Raw genomic sequence first — 19,924 nt, forward strand, 5'->3', positions numbered from 1 at the left:
TCTGTCGGCCCAACCACCGCCCACGAAAGGACGTGGCCGCCATGAACCCTACCCAAAAACCGACCACCACCCCCGGCGCGCTGGCCGACCTGACCCCGGCCGACATCCTGCGCTGCGCCGCCCGCTACCTGGAAATCCACGGCTGGATCAAGGGCACCTACTACAGCAACCAGGGCGGCACCTTCCCGCCCGCCTGCGCCGTCGGCGCGATCGGCATGGCCGCCCACGGTCGCCTCATCACCATCCCCGCCACCCACGGGCGCGGTGCCCGCGACTGCCGCCGCGCCGTCGATTACCTCACCGACTACCTGACCGACCTCGGCATCATCGCCTACGGCGACGACTGGAACACCGCTCCGACGGACGCGATCGAGTGGAACGACCGCGACGACCAGACCGCCGAGCGCATCATCACCACGCTGCGCGCCGCCGCTGACAACTACGACTGGGACCACGCCACCGAGGACGACCTCGAAACCTACGCGGATGCCTGCGTCTGGGCTGAGAAGCACCCGACCCGTGACGGCTTCCTCGCCTGGCGGGCCGCCCGATGAGCACTGTCACCGCGCTGCCGACCGGCAACGTCCACGCCATCCTCGACCGCGCCGCCCTCTACCTGGGCCAGCACGGCTGGACGCCGACCGGTCTCTACGACAGCCACGACGGCTGCACCGCGAAGTGCGCCTGTCACCGCACCGGCCTCTACCCGGCGTCGATCCTCGGCGCGATCCGGGCGGCCGTGTTCGGCCGTCCCCGCTGGTACCTCACCGGCATCACCGACGCCGAACAGCACACCTACAGCGCCGCCGTCGAGTGGTTCAACACCTATCTCATCGCTGTCGGCCACGCCGGTCAGCACGCCTCGGTCTTCGCCTGGGAGACCGCTCCCGGCCGCACCCCGGCCCACGTCACGCAGGCGCTGTGCGCCGCCGCCATCGCCTACCGCACGCACACCATCCGGAGGGCCGCATGAGCACCGCCGCCCACATCACCGACCTGACACGTACGTGTCAAAACCCCGTCTCCACCGCCGCGCTCGTCGGCGCGCTCGAATCGGCGTGGGCTGCGATCCGCGCCCAGCACACCGAGATCCCGGCCGTCGTCCTCGTCGTCGGCTCCGGCTCCCCCACCAAGCCCAACCAGGGCATGAAGTGGGGCCACTTCGCCGCTCTGCGCTGGCAGCACGGCGACACCCAACTCCCCGAAATCCTCATCTCCGGTGAAGGGCTGTCCCGCGAACCGGAAGCCGTGTTCACCACCCTGCTCCACGAGGCGACCCACGCCCTGGCCGACGTCCGGGGCATCCAGGACACCTCCCGGCAGGGCCGCTGGCACAACAAGCGCTTCGCCACCCTCGCCGCCGAACTCGGCATGTCCACCACCAAGGACGACAAGCTCGGCTACTCCCCCTGCACCCTCACCGACATCACCCGCGCCCGCTACCGGGCCGTCATCACCGACCTCACCGAGGCGCTGCGCTTCTACCGCCACCCCGAACCCACCGGGGAAGGCAAACAGCGCACGAACAACAACAACGGCGTCTCGTGTGAATGCGAGTGCCCCCGCAAGCTGCGCATCGCTGTCACGGCCTTCGAAGAAGGGCCGATCGTCTGCGCCGTCTGCTCGACGGCGTTCCTGCCCGAGGACATCGACCGGGACACCTACGAACACCCCACCTTCGCCAACGGCACCACGAACGGCGGCCAGGCCGACGACGACCAGGAGGACGACGACCCGATGGTCTTCTACGACCCGACCGGCGAGCGCTACGGCCTGCCCACCTACCCGTTCAAGCTCGCTCCCGGCGACCTGCTGACCCGCCGTCAGCTCCGCGCCCGCGACCTACGCCCCGGCGGCCAGGATCCCGCCGCGCAGATCCTCTGGCGTCGCGGTAAGCGCGTCGCCTACCTCTACCGCCTCGACCTCGCCCAACCCAAGCGCACCGCCACCGCCGCCCAACTGGCGGCCATCGACAAGGCGCTCACCGCCCGGCGCACCTGCCCCGACTGCGGCCAGGTCAAGCCCTACTACATCCCTCGCCGTACCGGCGCCTGCCTCGACTGCCAAGAGGTGACTTCATGACGTACCCGCCCACTGCTACCAAGGCGAAGAAGAACGGCCGCGTCTACGCCTACATCGGCGCGTTCTCCGGCGGACTCGTCTCCGTCGCCGCCAACATCGCCCACTCGTTCATCGCACCCAAGGACGCCCCGGCCGACTGGTCGCCGGAACCCGGTGCGGTGGTCTCTGCGGTCGTGTGGCCGCTGTTCCTGTTCATCGCCATCGAGATCCTCGCTCGCACGCCCTGGCCGACCGGCTGGGGCTGGAACGTGCTGCGCTGGGTCGGGCTGCCGCCCGTGGCCCTGGTCGCCGCGTTCGTGTCCTACCGGCACCTGTCCGGACTGCTCGACCACTACAACGAGGAAACCCTCGTCGTCTGGTTCGGCCCCCTCGCCGTGGATGGCCTGATGCTCATGGCCACCGCCGCGCTACTCGCCACCGGAAACCGCACCAACCGGCCCACTGATCTCGTCCCGGCACCTGCGCCGGCCACCACCGCCGAGGCCCCGTCATCCGACATCCCCGCCTCGCCGCTGGTCCGCCCGGCCGCCGCGACCCCGGCCACCAACCCGATTCCCGACACCGATCCGCGACCCATCGCACCCGTCAACCCGCCCACCTCCGGCGAGGACACCGACACCCCGACGACGGTCGAGCCCACCCCGGACACCACCGCCACGGACCCGATCTCGGCACCTGCGGCACCGGTCACCACCGGCCCGCCGCCCGCGCTGCTGTCCAACGCCCGGCTCGTCGCCGCCGCGCACGAAAAGGCCCACGGTGAACCGATCAACCCGGGTCAGCTCGCCGTCCGGCTGCGCGTACCGACCCACACGGCCGCCGACCTCCTGACGGCCCTCAACACCCCACCGACCATCAACGACAAGACCCACAACGGCACTGCCGTAGGAGCCACCGCGTGACCTCCTCGACGCTGCCTCTCGCACCCGGGACCACCACGGTCCCGGGTACGGGAGCCTCCGCCGACGCAGACACCGGCCACTGGCCCTGGGCTGTACCCACCTCCACCCGCCCTGCTGATGACGGCTGGGTGCGCGGCCATGACCCCCGCACCGTCGCCTCCGGCCGCGCCCGCGCCCAGGATCCCGACTACGCGGACTGGCTCGGCCACGTCCGCGCCGCCTCCGCGTGCAAGCACCCGATCCGGCTGGCCGGGCAGATCCACGTCAACGACCGTGACGGCAACCGCATGGTCACCATCGACACCGACACCATGCCCGACGGCGCGATATACACCCCCTGCGGCAACCGCCGCGCCGCCGTCTGCCCGTCCTGCGCCGAGGTCTACCGCCGCGACACCTACCACCTCATCAAGGCCGGACTCCAGGGCGACCGGTGGGGACTACCGCCGCTGCACGAACACATCGCCCTCTTCCTCACCGCCACCGCGCCCTCGTTCGGGCCGGTGCACCACCGGGTGGTGAAGGTCCATGCCGCGGACTGCCGCAAGAAGGACGGCTGCACCTGCCGCGCCTCCGTCTGCCACCCCTTCGGCCGCACCTGCCCCCACGGCCAGGAGCTGCGCTGCGGTGCCCGGCACAAGGCCGGTGACGGGCAGCTCGGTCAGCCGCTGTGCCTGGACTGCTACGACCACGCCGCCCAAGTCGTCTGGAACCACGAAGCCCCCGAACTGTGGCGCCGCACCATCCAACAGGTCGACCGCGAGCTACGCCGCCTCGGCCGCGCTCACGGTGTCGAGCTGCGCCGCCGCTACATCAAGGTCTACGAGTTCCAGGTACGCGGCGTGGTCCACTACCACGCGCTGATCCGCCTCGACGGACACAACCCCGACTGCCCCGGCGCGATCGTCCCGCCACCCCGCCAGATCAGCCGGGACATGTTCGAACAGGCGGCCCGGGCGGCGTTCGTCAAGACCTCCTATACCTCCGCCGGCCACCCCGCCAACGGCGGCCAGGGCTGGCACATCGCCTGGGGTGACAAGGGCCTCGACGTCAAGCACGTCAACGCCCCCGGCGGCACGGTGAACCTCGCCCAGATCACCGGCTACATCGCCAAGTACGTCACCAAGAGCACCGAAGTAACCGGCCTGACCCTGCGCCGCGTCGACGACCTCACCGTCGACGTCCACGGCGACCCGGCCACCCACCTCGGCCGCCTCATCCGCGCCTGCTGGAACCTGGGCGAGCACCCCGCCTACGCGCGGCTGCGCCGCTACGCCCACCAGTTCGGCTACGGCGGGCACATCGCCACCAAAAGCCGGGCGTTCTCGGCAACCCTCGGCTTCATCCGGATGCAGCGCACCATCTGGCGGCGCACCGAAGGCCACCCCCACACCTGGGACGACGAACAAGCCGAACAAGTCATCTACGAACTCGGCTACCACGCCACCGGCTGGATCAGCACCGGCGACGCCCTGCTCGCCAACACCGCCGCCGCCCAAGCCCGCGCCCGACACCAAGCCGGACTCGATGCCCTCGCCGACGAACTCACCGCCGCCCGCGCGGCCCGACCCCTGGCCGCTTGACACGTACGTGTCAACGCCACGTGTAGCCGTTCCTTGACAACTCCACAGCGCACGCAACACCCCCAACCGCCCGGTTTGGAAGGAGAGCACCCATGCCCACACGCCCCCGCCCCCTGGTCGCGGTCCGGCTCATCGGCCCGACCGCCACTGTCACCACCCACGCCGCCGCCATCGCGGCCCAGCTCGTCGCCCGCTACGGCCGCGAACGGGTCACCTGCCGCACCAGCACCCGCACCGGCGGCTACAGCGGCGAAAGCCGCGCCTACATCACCATCACCAGGAAGGAGCCACGATGACCGCACCCACCCCGCTCCCGCTGCCGGAGCTGTGGTCCATCCACGACACGGCCGCGTTCCTCCGTGTTCCCGTCGGGACGCTGTACCAGTGGCGGCACCGCCGCATCGGCCCTCGTGCCTTCAAGGTCGGTCGCCACCTGCGCTACAACCCGGCTGACGTCCGGGCGTGGCTGGAAGAACAGGCGGCCTGATATGCCGATCGATGATCTGTGGTACCTCAAGAAGCGCGACCCCGACACGAAGAAGCCGATTCCGTCCAGGCGGTACGGCCGGGGCAAGCGCTGGCGGGTCCGCTACGCCGATGCTGACAGCAACGATCGGGAACGGCTGTTCGATCTCAAGCGCGACGCGGAAACCTTCGACCTGGCTTGTCGCTCCGGTGTAGCGCCAGAGGTGCTGGTCAAGCGGGCGGAAGCCGAACTGACGTTCGGTGAGTACGCGCAGCGGTGGCGAGAGGCCCGCGAATCCGGGTGGTCGACAGAGACCCGGCGGCGGATACCGCAGAACCTGCGAAAGCACCTCCTGCCCGCGTTCGGCGAGAAGGCGATCCGGTCGATCACCCTGACGGACGTGCTGTCCTGGCTCGGCCGGCTGCTCGACAAGCAAACGCCGAAGTCCTCGGTGAGCCTGTACTTCGGGCTGTTCAAGACCATCATGAACGCGGCCGTCATCGACAAGGCCATCCCCGACAACCCGTGCAACGGCGTGAAGCTCGCCCAGATCCTGCGCGGTCTGTCACGGGCACCGAAATGGGTCCCTACCGGGGATCAGGTGCTCAAGCTGGTCGAGGTGGTGCCCCGGCGATTCCGGGCGGCTATCTGGCTGGGAGCAGGGGAGGGGCTTCGCCTCGGCGAGGTCCTCGGAATGGAAGCCGGTTCACGCTGTGCTGACTACGAGCACGGCGAGCTGCACGTGGTGCAGCAACTGCGGCACTCGGCGGAGCACTTCGGCGGCTTCTACCTCTCCCCACCCAAGAGCGGTTCCGCTGGGACTGTCGACCTGGACGCGGTGGTCGCGGAGGAACTGACCGCCCATCTCCGCGACGTCGGCCCCGTCGAGTTCGAGCTGCCAGACATCACCACCGGAGAGCGCCTGACTCGGCCGGTGGCAGTCCTGTTCACCTCGGCACGCGGAAAGCTGTTGACGGACACCTATTGGTCGGAGCTGTGGGCGGACTGGCGGCAGGCCGCCGGGTGGCCGAAGGAAGGGACCTTCCACTCCCTGCGCCACTTCTTCGCCACCACGCTCATGAGCAACGGTGTCGAGCCCCAGGAGGTGCAGAAGGCGCTGAGGCACGCCAACCTGCGGATCACGTTGGAGACCTACGTGCACTGGCTGCCGAAGAAGGACCGCCCGCGCGGCCTGGTCGGCAACCTCCTGCGGCAGGCAGACGGCAAGTCATCTGAACGCCCCACCGGCCAAGATCAGAACTGAGTTGTGCCCTGGTTGTGCCCGATGATCTTCGGCCGACGTTTTCGCAGCTCAGGTGCGCTGTTGAGTGGGCCGCCAGGGACTCGAACCCTGAACCTATGGATTAAAAGTCCACAGCTCTGCCATTGAGCTAGCGGCCCGCCCGCCCAGGTTACCGGAACCCCCCAGCCGACGGCTCGCCGCTTCCGCCACCTGTCGATCTTCGGCGTGTCCGCCGGGCCGCGCCGCTGTGGCGACCCAGGGGCCACAGCGGCGCGGGAGCGGCCGGAGTGGCCCAGCGGCGTGGGAGGCGTGAACGGGAGCCGTCGGGGAACCGGAACCACCATGCGATCGACGAGCGCCGCCGTCGCGGCCTCCCGCGAGGTTCCCGGCGCCGACGGCGTACGCCGGCCCAATGGCGAGGTGCACGCCTGGCTACCGGGGCAGAACCAGACGCTGTGCGGGCTGCCGCTGAGCCGTACCCGCCTGCGTCGTTTCCCCCACGTGCCGTTCGACTACTCGGGCACGGACGTGCTCACCGGGGCCGACCCGGAGGGCTGGCTCTGCCCGCGTTGCCTGGCCGCCACCGGGGGCCGCCGAGCGGGGGAGAAGGGGTGGACGCGCACGAACCCCCGCCCGTGAGCGGTTGCTGTCCGGCTGAACGGGTACGGCAGCGATATGCGGATCGTGATCGTGGGGGCCACCGGCAACGTGGGTACGGCGGTGCTGCGCCGGCTGCGGCAGGAGGCGGGAACCGAGCTGGTCGGGGTGGCCCGCCGGCTGCCCGGCCCGGACGCCGGTGAGCCGTACGACGACGTGGAGTGGCACTCCTGCGACATCGGGGCGCCGGGCGCGGCCGACGAACTGGTGCGGATCTTCGCCGGGGCGGCGGCGGTGGTGCACCTGGCCTGGCAGATCCAGCCCAGCCACGACCGGCGTACGCTGCGCCGGACCAACGTCGGCGGCAGCCGCGCGGTGATCGAGGCCAGCGTCCGGGCGGGTGTTCCCGCCCTGGTGTACGCCTCGTCGGTCGGCACCTACGCGTCCGGGCCGAAGGACCACCCGGTGAGCGAGAACTGGCCGGCGACCGGGGTGGAGACGTCGTCGTACAGCCGGGACAAGGCGCAGGTGGAGGCGCTGCTGGACGGTGTGCGGCGGGAGCACCCGGCGTTGCGGGTGGTGCGACTGCGGCCAGGGTTGATCTTCCAGCGGGAAGCCGGTACGGAGATCAGCCGCTACTTCCTCGGCCCGCTGGTGCCGGTGCGTCTGCTGCGCTACGGCCGGATTCCGCTGGTGCCGTCGAACCGGCGGCTGCGGATGCAGGCGGTGCACGCCGACGACGTGGCGGACGCGTACGCCCGGGCGGTGCTGGGAGACGCGCACGGCGCGTTCAACGTGGCGGCCGACCCGGTGCTGACGCCGGAGTTGGTGGCCCGGCACTTCCACGGCTGGACCGTGCCGGTGGCGACGCCGGTGCTGCGCGCGGCGGCGGCGGTGACGTGGCGGGCACGGCTGCAACCGGTCGACACCGGCTGGGTCGACCTGGCGCTGAACGTGCCGCTGATGTCCAGCGAGCGCGCCGAGACGGAGCTGGGCTGGACCCCGAAGGTCGACACGGTGACCGCACTGAAGGACCTGTTCGCCGGCATGGCCACGAGAGCCGGCACAACGTCCCCGCCGCTGTCCCCGGACCCGGCCCTCCCCGGCCGCCCCGCGGCGCTGACCAGGGGCCAACTTCCCGGCCACCCCAACCCCTACTGACCCACCCGTTCCCCGGCCATCCCCCAGGCGCTGCCACGCGCCCCACCAGCCCCGAAACAGTGGGGTGGGGGTCAGGTCAGGTGGGCGCCCAGGAAGAAGATGCCGGGGTGGCCCTTCGTCTCGAAGCCTCGGCTGGGGTTTCTCCGCAGGGTGCTGCTGTCGATCTTCAGGGTCCCGGTGCGGTCGTTGCTGACGAAGAAGATCGCGCCGCCGCCCTCGTTCGCGCTGTTGCCCTCGATCACCGTGCCGGCGATCCGCACCGCGAACTCGTTGCCGTCGCAGTAGATCGCGCCGCCACTGCCCCCACCCGGAGTGCCGCCTCGGGCCGGGTTCGCGCCCGTGCCGACCGCCCGGTTGTCCCGGAAGACACTGTTCAGCACCGTCCAGGAGACGCCGATGCTGCTCAGCGCCCCGCCGTTCGCGCACACCCCGCCGGTGAAGGTGCTGCTCACCACGTACACCGGTTTGTTCTCGAACTGGCTGAGTACGCGCAGCGCGGCGCCGCCCAGGTCCGGGCCGGTACGGTCGCAGCTGTTGTCGACGAACCGCGAGTTGACCACGGCGAAGCGTCCGCCGCGCACGAAGACCGCGCCGCCCCCGCCGCCCTCGGTGCGGTCGCCCGTGGAGTCGCCGTCGGCGAACGTCAGGTTCTGCACGGTGAGTCGCGGGTGGTCCTGGTTCTGGCAGTGCGAGGTGGTCCAGCCCTGGGCCTCGTCGCAGGTGTTCATGTAGAGGATGCGGCGCCTGCCGCCACCGCTGAGCGTGACCCTGCCGCCGCCGTCCAGTACGACGCGCGGGCCGTGTGAGTTCACCACCTTGGCGGTGGCCTTCATGGTGATGGTCACCGGAGCGGGGCCGCAGTCGAAGGTGATGACGCCGCCGGCGGCGACGGCCTTCACCACCGACTCGGAGGTGCAGCTCGCCGGGGTGCCGCTGCCGACGGTACGGGTCGGGCGCGAGGTGTCCACCGCCCGCGCCTCGGCCGGTACGGCGGCGCGGCCGGCCGGGTTGCCGGCGCGGAACGCGGCGGTGGTCGCGGTGGGGCTCGGCCGGGCGCTGCCCAGACCCGCCCGGCCGCTCGGGGAGACGGACGGGGCGGCAGCCGGCGCTTCGGGCGTGCCACTGACCGCGGCGGAAACAGGGGCCGGATCATCGCCGCCGCAGGCGGGGAGCGTCGCCGTCACCAGGGCGAGGACGAGCAGTGGGACAGCCGACTTCACGCGCACCATCCGATGCTAGGAGGACCGGCGCGCACGGCACGACTCCACAGTCGATCCTTAACCCGCTGCTAAGCCGGGCCAGCGGTCAGGCGTGGGAGAGCGCGAAAGCGACCAGGAAGCCGAGCACGGTGATCAGACCCACCAGCAGGTGCGCGTCGGCGAACGCCTCCGGGACCATGGTGTCGGTGATCATCGCCAGGATCGCGCCCGCCGCGAGCGCGGTGATCGTGGCCAGTACCTCGGGCGGGGCACCGCCCAGCAGCGTGTACCCGGCCAACGCCGCAGCGCCGGAGATCAACGCGATGGCCGTCCACAGCCCGAACACATAGCGGCGGGTCCGCCCGGCCTGCCGCATGCCGGCCGCGCTGGACAACCCCTCCGGCACGTTGCTGAGGAACACCGCGATCACCGTGACCAGGCTGACCGGGCCGCCGGCCAGCAGGCCCGCGCCGATCACCACCGATTCCGGTACGCCGTCGAGCAGTGCGCCGACCGCGATGGCCGAACCGGAACCGGGCTGCTCCCGCTCGGAGGGCTGCTCGTCGCCGGAGCGTTTACGGTGCCGCGCGCCGTGCCGGGCCAGCAGCACGTTCGCCCCCGTGTACGCCAGCGCACCGGCCGCCGCCCCGATCGCCACCGGCAGCAGGCCGCCCTGATCGTGTGCCTCGTCGATCAGCTCGAACGAGACGGCGGAGAGCAGCACGCCCGCGCCGAACGCCATCACCGAGGCGGTCGCCCGGCGGGGCACGCGAACGAAGAACCCGACGGTCGCCCCGATCAGCAGGGCGGACCCGGCGAGCAGACCCCAGAATCCCGCTTCCAGCCACTGCGGCACGCGCAGGACCCTACCCCCGCGGCGGCCCCGCCAACCCCACTCGGGGCGGGTGGCGGGGCCGCCGCAGATGGCTGGCCGATGTGCGGTGCGGGACTAGCCGACCGGCAGCGCCGGTTGGGTGGTGGCAGCGTGCGGCTGCCACGGTGTGTTCTTCCAGGAGTCCCCGCCCTGCGCGTTGGGGAACGGGGTCGCGCCGTGGCTGGCAGTGCCGGCGTCGGGTGCGCCCGAGGCCGCCACCTCGGCCACGTTGAGCATGCTCTTCGCCGCGTCGTTGGCCGCGTTCCACTGGTCGAGCATTATGGTCGCCATGGCGGTCAGCATGTCCGCGAGGGCTTGGGCGGGCTTGGTCGGGTCGGGGCTGAACGACTTGAGCTCGTCAAGCAGATCTTGGACCTGCTTGATGACGATGGAGATCTTCTCGTAGCCGGCCTTGGCGTAGGCCATCATCAGATCGTCGACGGCCTTGCCGGCCTTCTTGCCCTCGTCGGACAGCCATTGGGCCTGCGTTTGAAGCTGCTTGAGGAAGGTGATGATCGAGGTGCCGGCGGTGAAGTAGGCGGCCGATCCGGTGGGGCTGGCCCAGCTGGATCTGAGGTTGGTGAGCTGGGTCAGGTATTCGCCCTGCATCTCGGCATAGTTCTGTGCGGCGACGCTGATCATGTCGGCTCGCTCAATGATCACGCGAGGATATGCGTCGAGTGCCTCGTCGATGAAGTCACTCGACGGGTACTTCGCCAGGCCCGGTCCGTACTGCCGGACGAGTTCCTCGGCCTGGGTCAGTACCTGGTAGTGCTCGTTGACGAACTTCCACAGCTCCATGCGCCCGGGCGTGTCCCCGAAGTATTCCCGGTCCCGCATCCTCGGGGTGACGGTGCCGGGAGCGGTGATCTCGGGCATGTCGAGGCTGTCGCTGCGACCGATCCGGTCGAGCCGCTGCCCCTCGGGGGTGTCCAGGTTGTGCTGCGGGTTGACCGGCGGGCCACCGTAGTAGCTCGGTGGGGCGACGTGTCCACCTGGCGTGGCCAGATTGGGCGGGGTCACCTGCAACGCCCGCAGATAGGGGGCGAGCGCGGCACTCGATGCGTCCATCTTGCCCTCGAAGTCCATCGAGATGGCGATGTCGCTGCCGTGGTAGTCGACGGCGACCTGGTGCAGGCCGGCCGCGGTGCTGGCGATCCCGTCGCGTGCATTTGTCGCTTCGGTGATCCGGTAGTCCCGGCCGACCGCCCAGTCCGCCTGCCACTTGCCCACCCACGGCATCTTGCCCCAGACGGAGGCCGGGATCGTGCCCACCTGGAGGATGTACTGGCGGATGGCGTCGCAGATGGCCGCGTCCTCGTAACGGTTCTCCGCGTGCACCACGAGGTCCACGAGATTGGCTTCAAGGCCTGGATAGTTCGACATGTCGCCCCGTTCGGTCAGCCTGTCACACGCTGTATCAGTCGTTTACTTGCCTGGCCGTATTCGTCCAGTGCCGCCTGGAGCGCGGCGTTGATCTCCTCGGTGAGCTGCTGCGGAGTCAGGCGCTGCAAGCTGTCCGGCCGGAGCCGGATCGTCACCTGGCCCTGCGCGTCCCGGTCGACGCTCACGAACCCGCGCGGCGACTCGGCGTGGATGGGCGCCCGGTCGAGCAGGTGTCGCAACCGCTCGGCGCCGGTCATCAGCTCGAATGGCCGTTCGGTGTCAGATGCCATCGAACGCCGCCTTGATCGTCAGTTCGGCGGCCTTGTCGCTCACGTTGCGTACCACGTCGATGGGCACCGGTTTCCGCTGGTCCAACTGGAGCACCGTCACGTAGACGTGGACAGCGGTGCCCTTGCCCGAGCCGGCCACGCTCTGCTCACGCGTCAGCTCGTTGTCCTTGAAGCACCGGAACCCGTTGGGCACCACCGGCCACGGTGCCAGGGTGCCGCAATCGCTGACACTGGCGAATTCGCGCGGCTTGGTGCGGAGCCACTCGGTCAGCGGCTTCAACTCGTAAGGGTCGACGCGGGGCCGGACGAGGCGCAGTTGCAATTGCACCCGCAGCCGGCTGTCGTCGGCGCTCGGCCCGACGAGGACGCACCGTACCGAGTAGGTCTGCTCCTCGACCGGCGAGGGCGTGGGGAAGAAGTTGTCGACGCCCAAGCCCGGGGAGACCTCCCTGGGCACCATTGCCGCCAACGCGGCGCAGTCGTCGAGGAGCGGTGCGGCACGCGGCCCCGCGCTCGGCGCCGCCTGCGTCGGCCGGGTCGGCGGCTGGGTCGGGTCGGCCTGCGGCGTGCTGTCGCACCCGGCCGCCAGGAGCGCGACCGCGGCAAGGCCCGCCAACGCGGACCGCGCCCTCACGAGAGCTCCTTCGACTGTGCCATCACCCGGTCCAGCGCCTGGCTGCGCGCCTGACGGAGCGCCATGACGCCGACCCGGGCAACCGCGTTCAGTTGCTTCTCCAGACTCTTCACGGTGTGCAGGCGCTGCACCGACGGGTCCAACTCGATCGACACCCGTCCGTTGCCCGTCACGATCACCGTCACCGTGCGGTCCGGCGACCTGGTGGTGACCTTCATGCGCGCATAGAGATCGCTGAGCCGCTCCGCCATGCCCACCCTCCCCGCTCCGCCACGATTCTACTTATCAGAGCAAATCTTCGACGCCCTGCCGGATCGACACCCGTAGCCGGAGCATAGGGCGGCGAGGGCGTCACCGTCCGGTGTGTCCGGCTAACCGCCCAGCCCTCGGGCGTAGCCGAACAGGCCGAGCACGGCGGCCACGATCGGCACCACGGACGCGCCGAGGAGGAACTCGGCGGCGTCCGCGAGACGGGCGATGCGCGGGCCGGGCCGGCGTCGCGCGTACCGCAGTCCCGCGAACACGACGAGCGCGGCCACCGGCAGCACCACCGCCAGCACGGCAAGCGGCACCACGGCGCGGTCCAGGGACAGGCCGCCGCCGATGGCGAGGACGGCGAGCGCCAGCATCCCGTTCGCCAGCAGAGGCGTGCGCTGGCGGGGCCACGCGACCGACCGGGCACGGAGGAACACCAGGCCGACAAGGACCGCGGCCAGGATCCGGCCGGCCGTCCCACCGTCGAGCACGAGCAGCACCGAACAGCAGGTCACGGCGACGCCGAGACCGAGCAGGATGCCGGAGAAGTGCTCGTCGGTACGGACCACCGCCGGAAAGATCCGCTCCCGCTGCGGCGGCGGCTGGTCCCGCAGCAGATCCTCCGTGGTCTGCGGCAGGTCCGGCATGGGCAGCTTCGCCGTCCACACCGACAGCGCCGTGGCGAACGGCATCATCAGCATCGCCACCCCGGCCGTGATCGCCGCCGCGCTCGCCACCGCCACGTCGAGCGTCGCCAGCAGCGCGCCCAGTGCGCCGAGCAGCCCTGCCACCGCTCCCGCCACGAACAACCAGGTGAGGTCGGCCACCGCGAAATAGCCCGCGGTCGCGGCCAGCACGAGCGCGACACAACCAATGAGGACGTTCGGCGCGCTCAGATCGGTCAGCGGTTGCGAGCCGGCCAGGACCACCAGCCCACCGAGGAACGCGTACGGCATGCTGACGGCGGCGACCACCCCACCGGCGCCGCTGTCACCGGCGACCCGGGACAGCACCGCGCCGCCGACCCCGGCCAGCAGGGCGATGATGAACGCCACCAGCGCCGACAGTTGCCACGAATGCCCGGTGAGCAACAGCGGCAGGCCGAACAGCAGGATCACCGCGCCGACCGTCAGCGAGGCCAGCCGGGTCCGGTCACCCGTCCACAAGGTACCGAGAAGGCTCGTGCCGTCGGAGACCGCCAGCACCACGTCGTCGTACTCCGGTTCCGGCCAGTCGTCCGCGCGCGAGACCAGGCGCAGCACCTCGCCGTCGCGCACGCCCTGGTCACCGAGGGACTGGTCGGTGACCAGGCGGGCGCCGTCACTGCGGCGGATGCTCCACCCGACGGCACCGGGACCGCCGCCTCCTGCGCCGTTGTGCTCGTCGTCCGTACCGAGATGCCGCAACAACGCCGGGGCGAGCTCGGCCACCGGAACACGTTCCGGCAACACGAGGTCGATACGGCGAGTCAGCGTCGATATGGTGAGCCGGACCAGTCCATCGCCGGGGTGCGTCGCCACGCCGACAACCTAGCAGCGAGGGACCAATGACGATGTCCTACGGGGAGTGCGACGAATATGGGGACCGTTGTCGTCCGACGCCCACCGCGCCAGCCGGGACCCGTGCTGCCGGAGGATCCGCTCGAACTCGAACCACCGCCGGTCCTGTCGACGGCCCAGGGCATCGCCTGGTCACAGATGATCACGATCGTGCCGATGCTCGCCGGTTCCGCGGCGATGGCCCTGATGTTCTCCAGTGGACGCGGCGGGCCGTTCGCCTACGTGACCGGCGGCCTGTTCGGCATCTCGATGCTGGGCATGGCCGGGGCCACCCTGTTCAACCAGGGCGGCCGCGTCAGTAAGCGGGAGGCGCTGGGCCTGCGCCGCGACTATCTGCGCCGGCTCAGCCAGCGCCGGCGAGCGGTGCGTCGCACCATCGCCCAGCAGCGCCTGGCCATGTACTACCGCCACCCCGATCCGGATTCGCTGTGGGGGTTCGTCACCGGCAACCGGCTGTGGGAGCGCCGCACCGGGGACAGCGACTTCGCGGTGCTCCGCATGGGTCGGGGCCCGCTGCGCCTGGCGACCCCACTGCGGCCCGCGCCGACCGCGCCGGTCGAGGACCTCGAACCGCTGTCGGCCTCGGCGCTGCGCCGGTTCGTCACCACCTACGCCGTCGTCAAGGACCTGCCGGTCGCGGTGGCGATGCGGGGCTTCGCCCGGATCCATGTGCGCGCCGAGCAGGAGCGCGCCCAGGGGCTGGTCCGTGCCCTGCTGGCGCAGGCCGCGGTCTTCCACGCCCCCGACGACCTGCTCATCGCCGTGTGCTGCTCGGCCGACCGGGCGGCCCGGTGGGACTGGGCCAAATGGCTGCCGCACGCCCTGCATCCGGAGAAGAGCGACGCGTTGGGGCCGGTCCGGCTGATCGGGCCCACCATCACCGGGATCGAGGAACTCCTCGACGACGTGGTCGGCAGCCGGATGCGGTTCAACCCCGACCAGCCGCTGTCCGAGGGCCCACACGTCATCGTGGTGGTCGACGGCGGCGACACGATCGGCTCCGAGCACCTGATGATCGACGGCGGCGTCAACGGCGTGACGGTGCTGGACCTGTCCGAGCGTCGCCCGCGCGTCATCGACGACGCGCTGCTGCTGATCGACATCGACACCGACGGAATGCTGTCCACGACGACGACCGACGGCACCAACGAGGTCGGATCGGCCGACGTGATGACAGTCAGCCAGGCGGACGGGCTGGCCCGGCAGCTCGCGCCGCTGCGCTTGTCCGCTACCTCCCGCGTCGACGAGCCGCTCGCGGCGGTCACCGAACTCGACGAACTCCTCGAACTCGGCGACCCGACAGCGTTCGAACCGGAAACGCACTGGCGCACCCGACCGAACCGCGACCTGCTGCGGGTACCCATCGGTGTGTCCCCCGACGGCCAGCCGATCGAACTCGACCTGAAGGAGTCGGCTCAGGAGGGCATGGGCCCGCACGGGCTGCTCGTCGGCGCCACCGGCTCGGGAAAGTCGGAGTTGCTGCGCACCCTGGTGCTGGCGCTGGCCTGCCGGCATTCCCCCGAGGTGCTCAACCTGGTGCTCGTCGACTTCAAGGGTGGTGCCACCTTCGCGACGCTGGACAAGCTGCCCCACACCTCGGCGGTCATCACCAACCTGGAAGCCGAACTGTCCCTGGTGGACCGGATGGAATCGGCGATCAAGGGAGAGATGACCCGCCGGCAGGAGCTGCTGCGCCGCGCCGGCAACTTCGCCTCACAGCGCGACTACGAGCGCGCCCGGGCGGCCGGTATGCCCCTGGACCCGCTGCCCAGCCTGCTCCTGATCTGCGACGAGTTCAGCGAACTGCTGAACGCGCAGCCCGACTTCCTCGAGATGTTCACCCAGATCGGGCGGGTCGGTCGGTCGCTCGGCGTCCACCTGCTGCTCGCCTCGCAACGGCTCGACGAGGGACGCCTGCGTGGTCTGGACACCCACCTGTCCTACCGCATCGGCCTGCGGACGTTCTCGGCGATGGAATCCCGGGTGGCCCTCGGTGTGCCCGACGCCGCCGGGCTGCCCCGGTCGCCCGGCCACGGCTTCATGAAGTACGGCACCGAGCCGCTGAACCGCTTCAAGGCCGCCTACGTGTCCGGCGTGCACCGCCGACGGGCCGGCACCGGCGGCCCGGCGAGCGTCAACGCGGCCATCCCGATCACCACCTACGTCGCGGAGTACGTCGAACCCGTCGAGCTGCCCCCTGCGCCGAGCCCCGAACCGGGGGTGGACGTGTTCGGCGAGAGCCTCATGGACGTGCTCGTCACCCGGATGGCCGGTCACGGTCCGGCCGCCCACGTCGTCTGGCTGCCCCCGCTCGACGAGCCGATCCCGCTCAGCAAGGCGCTGCCGCCGCTGACCGTCAACTCCCAGCGGGGCCTCACGGTGTCCTCCGCGGACCTGCAGGGGCGGCTGTGGGTGCCGGTCGCGCTCGTCGACAAGCCACTGGAGCAACGGCACGACCTCCTGTGGCTCAACCTCGCCGGCGCCGCCGGCCACGTGATCGCGGTGGGGGCACCCAAGTCCGGCCGCACCACCCTGCTGCGGACGATGATCTGCGCGATGGCCCTCACCCACACGCCCGCCGAGGCGCAGTTCTACTGCCTCGACTTCGGCGGAGGCGCGCTGCTGTCGCTACGCGAGCTGCCGCACGTCGGCGGCGCGTGGAGCCGACTGGACGTGGATCAGGTCCGGCGCACCATCGCCGAGGTGTACCTGGTGCTGCAGACGCGGGAGAAGAGGTTCGCCGAGCACGGGATCGACTCGATGGACAGCTACCGCTCCCAGAAGCGGGCCGGCAAGTTCGCCGATGACCCGTACGGTGACGTCTTCCTGGTCGTCGACGGCTGGAGCACCCTGCGCTCCGAGTTCGAGGACATGGAGGGTGTCGTCTCCGACATCGCCTCCCGGGGGCTGTCGTTCGGCATCCACCTGGTGGGCACCGCCACCCGGTGGCTGGACGTCCGGCACACCATGCGCGACCTGTTCGGCACCCGCCTGGAACTTCGACTCGGCGACGCGAGCGACTCGGAGTTCGGGCGGCGGGTCGCCACCAACGTGCCTGTCGAGCGACCCGGCCGCGGGTTGAGCCCCGAAGGGCTGCACAGCCTCGTCGTGCTGCCCCGCATCGACGGCAGCAGCGCCGTGTCCGACCTGGCCGCCGGGGTGGAGGACCTGGTCAAGAACGTGCGGGCCGCCTGGCGCGGGCCGGCGGCACCGGCGGTGCGCCTGCTGCCGCAGACGGTCACCTACGAGAGCATCGCCCGGCCAGCCGGCAGCGGACGCAACCGGTGGCAGATCCCGATCGGCGTCGCCGAGAGCGACCTTCAGCCGGTGTCGCTGGACTTCGCCGCCGACCCGCACTGCATCCTGTTCGCGGACATGGAGTGCGGTAAGACGGCCTTCCTGCGTCTGCTGGCCCGCAGCATCGGCGACCGCTACGAGCCTCGGGAGGCGGCCATCATCGCCGTCGACTACCGTCGCAGCCTGCTCGGTTCGCTTCCGGAGAAACACCTCATCGCGTACGCGAGCAGCACCGGTCAGACCGAGGACGCAGTCGCCGAGATCGTGACGGCAATGCGGGAACGGCTCCCCGGCTCGAACGTCACCGCCGAGGAACTCCGTAGCCGTAGCTGGTGGACCGGGCCGGAGCTGTTCCTGCTTGTCGACGACTACGACCTGGTGGCGGGCGGTGCCACGAACCCGCTGCTTCCCCTCGTGGAGTACGCCATGCAGGCCCGTGACATCGGGTTGCACATCGTCGTGACCCGGCGTACCGGGGGCGCCGGGCGGTCCACGTACGAGACGTTCATGGCGCGGCTGCGCGAGGTCGGTTCACCCGGTCTGGTGATGTCCGGTGACCGGGACGAAGGGCCCCTGATCGGCAACGTGCGACCGACCCGCCTGCCTGCCGGCCGGGGCTTCCTGGTCAACCGCCGGGGTGGCAGCCAGTTGGTGCAGCTTGGGTGGCTCCCCCTCGACGAGGCGTGACCGGGCGGGGCAGGGAGAAACCGACGCAACCGCGGGCCGTCCGATGGGCGGCCCGCGGTCGGCTGAACCGGCTGGTCAGGAGGTGCGTCGTCGACGGACGAGCAGCAGCACCACGAGGCCGCCCACGACAGCCAGGGCGAATCCGGCGGCGGCGATTATCACCGCTGCGGGCACGCCGCCGCCGTCGGCCGAACCGCCGGGTTCGGCGCGCGGCGTGGCCGGCGGGTCTGCGGCTGTGGGGCTCGCCGGCTCGCCGTCGACCGGGGCGGTCAACGCGGCAAGCGGGTCGATGACGCCCCAGCCGTACTGCTCGTCCGCACCGGCCGGCCCGCGGTCCACGGCTGTCGCCTTCATCCGGTTGTACAACTGCTCGACTGTCAAATTCGGATAGCGTTCGCGTACGAGCACCAGAGTGCCGGCCACCAGGGCGGTTGACGCGCTGGTGCCGTCGACGGCGACGTAGCCGCCGCCCGGCTTCGGCACCTGGATGTCGGTCCCGGGTGCCGTGAGGTCGACCTCCGGCCCGGTGACCGAGCCGGACCACGCCTTGCCGCTACGGTCGACCGCGCCGATCCCGAACGCCTGCCGGTCCGAGCCGGGGAACTGTACGAACCGGCTGGGGCGGTTGCCGGCGGCGGCGACCACAGGCACGTTACGTTGCGCGGCGTACCGGATGGCCTGACGTGCCTCGCTGTCGGGCACACCGCCGCCGGCGATGCAGATGACCGCGGCGCCCTGGTCGACGGCCCAGCGGATGCCGACGGCGAGGTTGTCCGGACGCACGTCGGTGCTGCCCGGGGGCCAGACCCCGACCGGCAGCACCTGCGCCTTCGGGGCGACGCCGAGGATGCCTGCGGTGTTGCCGGGGCCGTGGCCGCGACCGGCGATGAGCGCGGCGATGCCGGTGCCGTGCCGGACCTCGTCCTCGTCGGTCCGGCCGTCCTTCTTCGCCGTCCAGCCGTCGATGCCCGGCAGCACCGCGCCGGTGAGGTCGGGATGGTTGGCATCCACCCCGGAGTCCAGCACCGCGACCTTCATGCCCTCGCCCTGGGCGAGCTTGTGCACCTGCGAGATCTTGAGGCTCCCGAGGTGCCACATCGAGTCGCGGACGGCATCGGCCTGCGCCGGCACGGCGACCGGGACGGTGAGCAGTACACCGACGCCGGCCGCCGCCACTCGGGAACTCCAGCGCATCAGGTGCGTCGACCCCCGCCGATGTAGGGGCCGGGTGGTTCGTCGCGCAGATCCGCGGGCGCGGGTGCCTCGATGACCGCTGGAAGGTCGTCGTCGACCTGCCAGAGATCGTGTTCGGTCTCGGCGACCTGAGGATCGCGCTCGTCGCGGCGCCGGGCCCGCCGGCTGGAGCCGATGATGCCGGCGCCGTGCTGCTGCGCCGGACCGCCGACGCGTGGACCGACCACACCGGTCGCCTTGACGCCCGCGGGCCTGCCGCCGGCGGTCGTACCCGCCGCGGTGCCGGCCGGTGCGACACGTCCACCCGGTGCGCTGCCCGCCGCGTTCTGGCGACCGGACGACGGCACGCCAGGCGCGGGACGCCCACCGGCGGTCGGCGGTACACGGCCCGAGGTGGGTGCGCCGGGTGTGGGGCGTCCGCCAGCGACAGGTGCGGTGCGACCCGGTGTGGGTGCGGTGCGGCCCGGTGTGGGTGCGCCGGGTGTGGGGCGTCCGCCGACGACGGGTGCGGTGCG

20 protein-coding genes and 1 tRNA gene are annotated in these 19,924 nt (G+C 71.0%); 11 read left to right on the plus strand and 10 right to left on the minus strand.

Going from position 1 to position 19,924, the window contains the following annotated elements:
* Positions 1-41: 41 nt before the first annotated feature.
* The 8 genes from ACLQ2X_RS16945 to ACLQ2X_RS16980 all read left to right on the plus strand — a co-directional run bounded on the left by ACLQ2X_RS16945 (position 42) and on the right by ACLQ2X_RS16980 (position 6,297).
* Positions 42-554 (plus strand): DUF6197 family protein, encoded by a 513-nt coding sequence (locus tag ACLQ2X_RS16945; RefSeq protein ID WP_425681990.1) that lies wholly within the window; start codon positions 42-44, stop codon positions 552-554.
* On the plus strand, positions 551-973 hold the full coding sequence (locus tag ACLQ2X_RS16950) for a DUF6197 family protein (protein WP_425681991.1): 423 nt from the start codon (positions 551-553) through the stop codon (positions 971-973). The genes ACLQ2X_RS16945 and ACLQ2X_RS16950 overlap by 4 nt, the downstream gene beginning before the upstream one ends.
* A gap of 764 nt (positions 974-1,737) precedes the next feature.
* A complete protein-coding gene (locus ACLQ2X_RS16955; RefSeq protein ID WP_425682165.1) occupies positions 1,738-2,082 on the plus strand; it encodes an RRQRL motif-containing zinc-binding protein in 345 nt (114 codons plus the stop codon).
* Positions 2,079-2,984 (plus strand): hypothetical protein, encoded by a 906-nt coding sequence (locus ACLQ2X_RS16960; protein ID WP_425681992.1) that lies wholly within the window; start codon positions 2,079-2,081, stop codon positions 2,982-2,984. The genes ACLQ2X_RS16955 and ACLQ2X_RS16960 overlap by 4 nt, the downstream gene beginning before the upstream one ends.
* Before the next feature lie 128 nt (positions 2,985-3,112).
* A complete protein-coding gene (locus ACLQ2X_RS16965) occupies positions 3,113-4,567 on the plus strand; it encodes a replication initiator (protein WP_425681993.1) in 1,455 nt (484 codons plus the stop codon).
* Between the two features lie 92 nt (positions 4,568-4,659).
* Positions 4,660-4,863, plus strand: a complete 204-nt coding sequence (locus ACLQ2X_RS16970; RefSeq protein WP_425681994.1) for a hypothetical protein — start codon at positions 4,660-4,662, stop codon at positions 4,861-4,863.
* Positions 4,860-5,054 carry a helix-turn-helix transcriptional regulator gene (locus tag ACLQ2X_RS16975; protein WP_425681995.1) on the plus strand — a complete coding sequence of 65 codons (195 nt, stop codon included), beginning with the start codon at positions 4,860-4,862 and terminating at the stop codon, positions 5,052-5,054. The genes ACLQ2X_RS16970 and ACLQ2X_RS16975 overlap by 4 nt, the downstream gene beginning before the upstream one ends.
* A gap of 1 nt (position 5,055) precedes the next feature.
* Positions 5,056-6,297 carry a tyrosine-type recombinase/integrase gene (locus ACLQ2X_RS16980; protein WP_425681996.1) on the plus strand — a complete coding sequence of 414 codons (1,242 nt, stop codon included), beginning with the start codon at positions 5,056-5,058 and terminating at the stop codon, positions 6,295-6,297.
* A 65-nt stretch (positions 6,298-6,362) separates the two neighbouring features.
* On the opposite strand, the gene ACLQ2X_RS16985 is transcribed toward ACLQ2X_RS16980, so the two are convergent.
* Positions 6,363-6,434: transfer RNA gene (locus tag ACLQ2X_RS16985), tRNA-Lys, on the minus strand.
* A 184-nt stretch (positions 6,435-6,618) separates the two neighbouring features.
* Here ACLQ2X_RS16985 and ACLQ2X_RS16990 point away from each other — a divergent pair.
* Together ACLQ2X_RS16990 and ACLQ2X_RS16995 are read left to right on the plus strand one after the other, a co-directional pair.
* Entirely contained in the window at positions 6,619-6,915 is a 297-nt protein-coding gene (locus tag ACLQ2X_RS16990; RefSeq protein WP_425681997.1) for a hypothetical protein, read from the plus strand.
* Positions 6,916-6,951: 36 nt separating this feature from the next.
* The gene (locus tag ACLQ2X_RS16995; RefSeq protein WP_425681998.1) at positions 6,952-8,034 is read left to right on the plus strand and encodes an NAD-dependent epimerase/dehydratase family protein; all 1,083 of its coding nucleotides are present in this window, start codon (positions 6,952-6,954) and stop codon (positions 8,032-8,034) included.
* Positions 8,035-8,105: 71 nt separating this feature from the next.
* Here the strand turns inward: ACLQ2X_RS16995 and ACLQ2X_RS17000 are convergent, their stop codons facing one another.
* From ACLQ2X_RS17000 to eccD, 7 genes are all read right to left on the minus strand, one after another.
* On the minus strand, positions 8,106-9,263 hold the full coding sequence (locus ACLQ2X_RS17000; protein WP_425681999.1) for a hypothetical protein: 1,158 nt from the start codon (positions 9,261-9,263) through the stop codon (positions 8,106-8,108).
* 76 nt (positions 9,264-9,339) lie between these two features.
* Positions 9,340-10,089: a ZIP family metal transporter gene (locus ACLQ2X_RS17005; protein WP_425682000.1), complete on the minus strand. Its 750-nt coding sequence runs from the start codon at positions 10,087-10,089 to the stop codon at positions 9,340-9,342.
* A gap of 93 nt (positions 10,090-10,182) precedes the next feature.
* Positions 10,183-11,493: a hypothetical protein gene (locus ACLQ2X_RS17010; RefSeq protein WP_425682001.1), complete on the minus strand. Its 1,311-nt coding sequence runs from the start codon at positions 11,491-11,493 to the stop codon at positions 10,183-10,185.
* A gap of 14 nt (positions 11,494-11,507) precedes the next feature.
* On the minus strand, positions 11,508-11,783 hold the full coding sequence (locus ACLQ2X_RS17015; protein ID WP_425682002.1) for a hypothetical protein: 276 nt from the start codon (positions 11,781-11,783) through the stop codon (positions 11,508-11,510).
* Positions 11,773-12,417 carry a hypothetical protein gene (locus ACLQ2X_RS17020; protein ID WP_425682003.1) on the minus strand — a complete coding sequence of 215 codons (645 nt, stop codon included), beginning with the start codon at positions 12,415-12,417 and terminating at the stop codon, positions 11,773-11,775. The genes ACLQ2X_RS17015 and ACLQ2X_RS17020 overlap by 11 nt, the downstream gene beginning before the upstream one ends.
* Positions 12,414-12,668 (minus strand): YbaB/EbfC family nucleoid-associated protein, encoded by a 255-nt coding sequence (locus tag ACLQ2X_RS17025; protein ID WP_425682004.1) that lies wholly within the window; start codon positions 12,666-12,668, stop codon positions 12,414-12,416. The genes ACLQ2X_RS17020 and ACLQ2X_RS17025 overlap by 4 nt, the downstream gene beginning before the upstream one ends.
* A gap of 120 nt (positions 12,669-12,788) precedes the next feature.
* Positions 12,789-14,192: a type VII secretion integral membrane protein EccD gene (gene eccD / locus ACLQ2X_RS17030; RefSeq protein ID WP_425682005.1), complete on the minus strand. Its 1,404-nt coding sequence runs from the start codon at positions 14,190-14,192 to the stop codon at positions 12,789-12,791.
* A gap of 57 nt (positions 14,193-14,249) precedes the next feature.
* On the opposite strand from eccD, the gene eccCa reads away from it, so the two are divergent.
* Positions 14,250-18,215 (plus strand): type VII secretion protein EccCa, encoded by a 3,966-nt coding sequence (gene eccCa, locus ACLQ2X_RS17035; RefSeq protein ID WP_425682006.1) that lies wholly within the window; start codon positions 14,250-14,252, stop codon positions 18,213-18,215.
* 75 nt (positions 18,216-18,290) lie between these two features.
* Here the strand turns inward: eccCa and ACLQ2X_RS17040 are convergent, their stop codons facing one another.
* Entirely contained in the window at positions 18,291-19,391 is a 1,101-nt protein-coding gene (locus ACLQ2X_RS17040) for a S8 family serine peptidase (RefSeq protein WP_425682007.1), read from the minus strand.
* Positions 19,392-19,408: 17 nt separating this feature from the next.
* Positions 19,409-19,636 carry a hypothetical protein gene (locus ACLQ2X_RS17045; protein WP_425682008.1) on the minus strand — a complete coding sequence of 76 codons (228 nt, stop codon included), beginning with the start codon at positions 19,634-19,636 and terminating at the stop codon, positions 19,409-19,411.
* Positions 19,637-19,924: the final 288 nt, after the last annotated feature.

The sequence above is a fragment of the Micromonospora sp. DT31 genome (genome assembly GCF_049841795.1).
Lineage (GTDB): Bacteria > Actinomycetota > Actinomycetes > Mycobacteriales > Micromonosporaceae > Micromonospora.

Excerpts from the sequence above, each read along its gene's own strand:
- ACLQ2X_RS16945 (WP_425681990.1), top strand. The coding sequence starts at position 42 with ATGAACCCTACCCAAAAACCGACCACCACCCCCGGCGCGCTGGCCGAC.
- ACLQ2X_RS16950 (WP_425681991.1), top strand. The coding sequence starts at position 551 with ATGAGCACTGTCACCGCGCTGCCGACCGGCAACGTCCACGCCATCCTC.
- ACLQ2X_RS16955 (WP_425682165.1), top strand. The coding sequence starts at position 1,738 with ATGGTCTTCTACGACCCGACCGGCGAGCGCTACGGCCTGCCCACCTAC.
- ACLQ2X_RS16960 (WP_425681992.1), top strand. The coding sequence starts at position 2,079 with ATGACGTACCCGCCCACTGCTACCAAGGCGAAGAAGAACGGCCGCGTC.
- ACLQ2X_RS16970 (WP_425681994.1), top strand. The coding sequence starts at position 4,660 with ATGCCCACACGCCCCCGCCCCCTGGTCGCGGTCCGGCTCATCGGCCCG.
- ACLQ2X_RS16975 (WP_425681995.1), top strand. The coding sequence starts at position 4,860 with ATGACCGCACCCACCCCGCTCCCGCTGCCGGAGCTGTGGTCCATCCAC.
- ACLQ2X_RS16980 (WP_425681996.1), top strand. The coding sequence starts at position 5,056 with ATGCCGATCGATGATCTGTGGTACCTCAAGAAGCGCGACCCCGACACG.
- ACLQ2X_RS16990 (WP_425681997.1), top strand. The coding sequence starts at position 6,619 with ATGCGATCGACGAGCGCCGCCGTCGCGGCCTCCCGCGAGGTTCCCGGC.
- ACLQ2X_RS16995 (WP_425681998.1), top strand. The coding sequence starts at position 6,952 with ATGCGGATCGTGATCGTGGGGGCCACCGGCAACGTGGGTACGGCGGTG.
- ACLQ2X_RS17000 (WP_425681999.1), bottom strand. The coding sequence starts at position 9,263 with ATGGTGCGCGTGAAGTCGGCTGTCCCACTGCTCGTCCTCGCCCTGGTG.
- ACLQ2X_RS17010 (WP_425682001.1), bottom strand. The coding sequence starts at position 11,493 with ATGTCGAACTATCCAGGCCTTGAAGCCAATCTCGTGGACCTCGTGGTG.
- ACLQ2X_RS17015 (WP_425682002.1), bottom strand. The coding sequence starts at position 11,783 with ATGGCATCTGACACCGAACGGCCATTCGAGCTGATGACCGGCGCCGAG.
- ACLQ2X_RS17025 (WP_425682004.1), bottom strand. The coding sequence starts at position 12,668 with ATGGCGGAGCGGCTCAGCGATCTCTATGCGCGCATGAAGGTCACCACC.
- eccCa (WP_425682006.1), top strand. The coding sequence starts at position 14,250 with ATGGGGACCGTTGTCGTCCGACGCCCACCGCGCCAGCCGGGACCCGTG.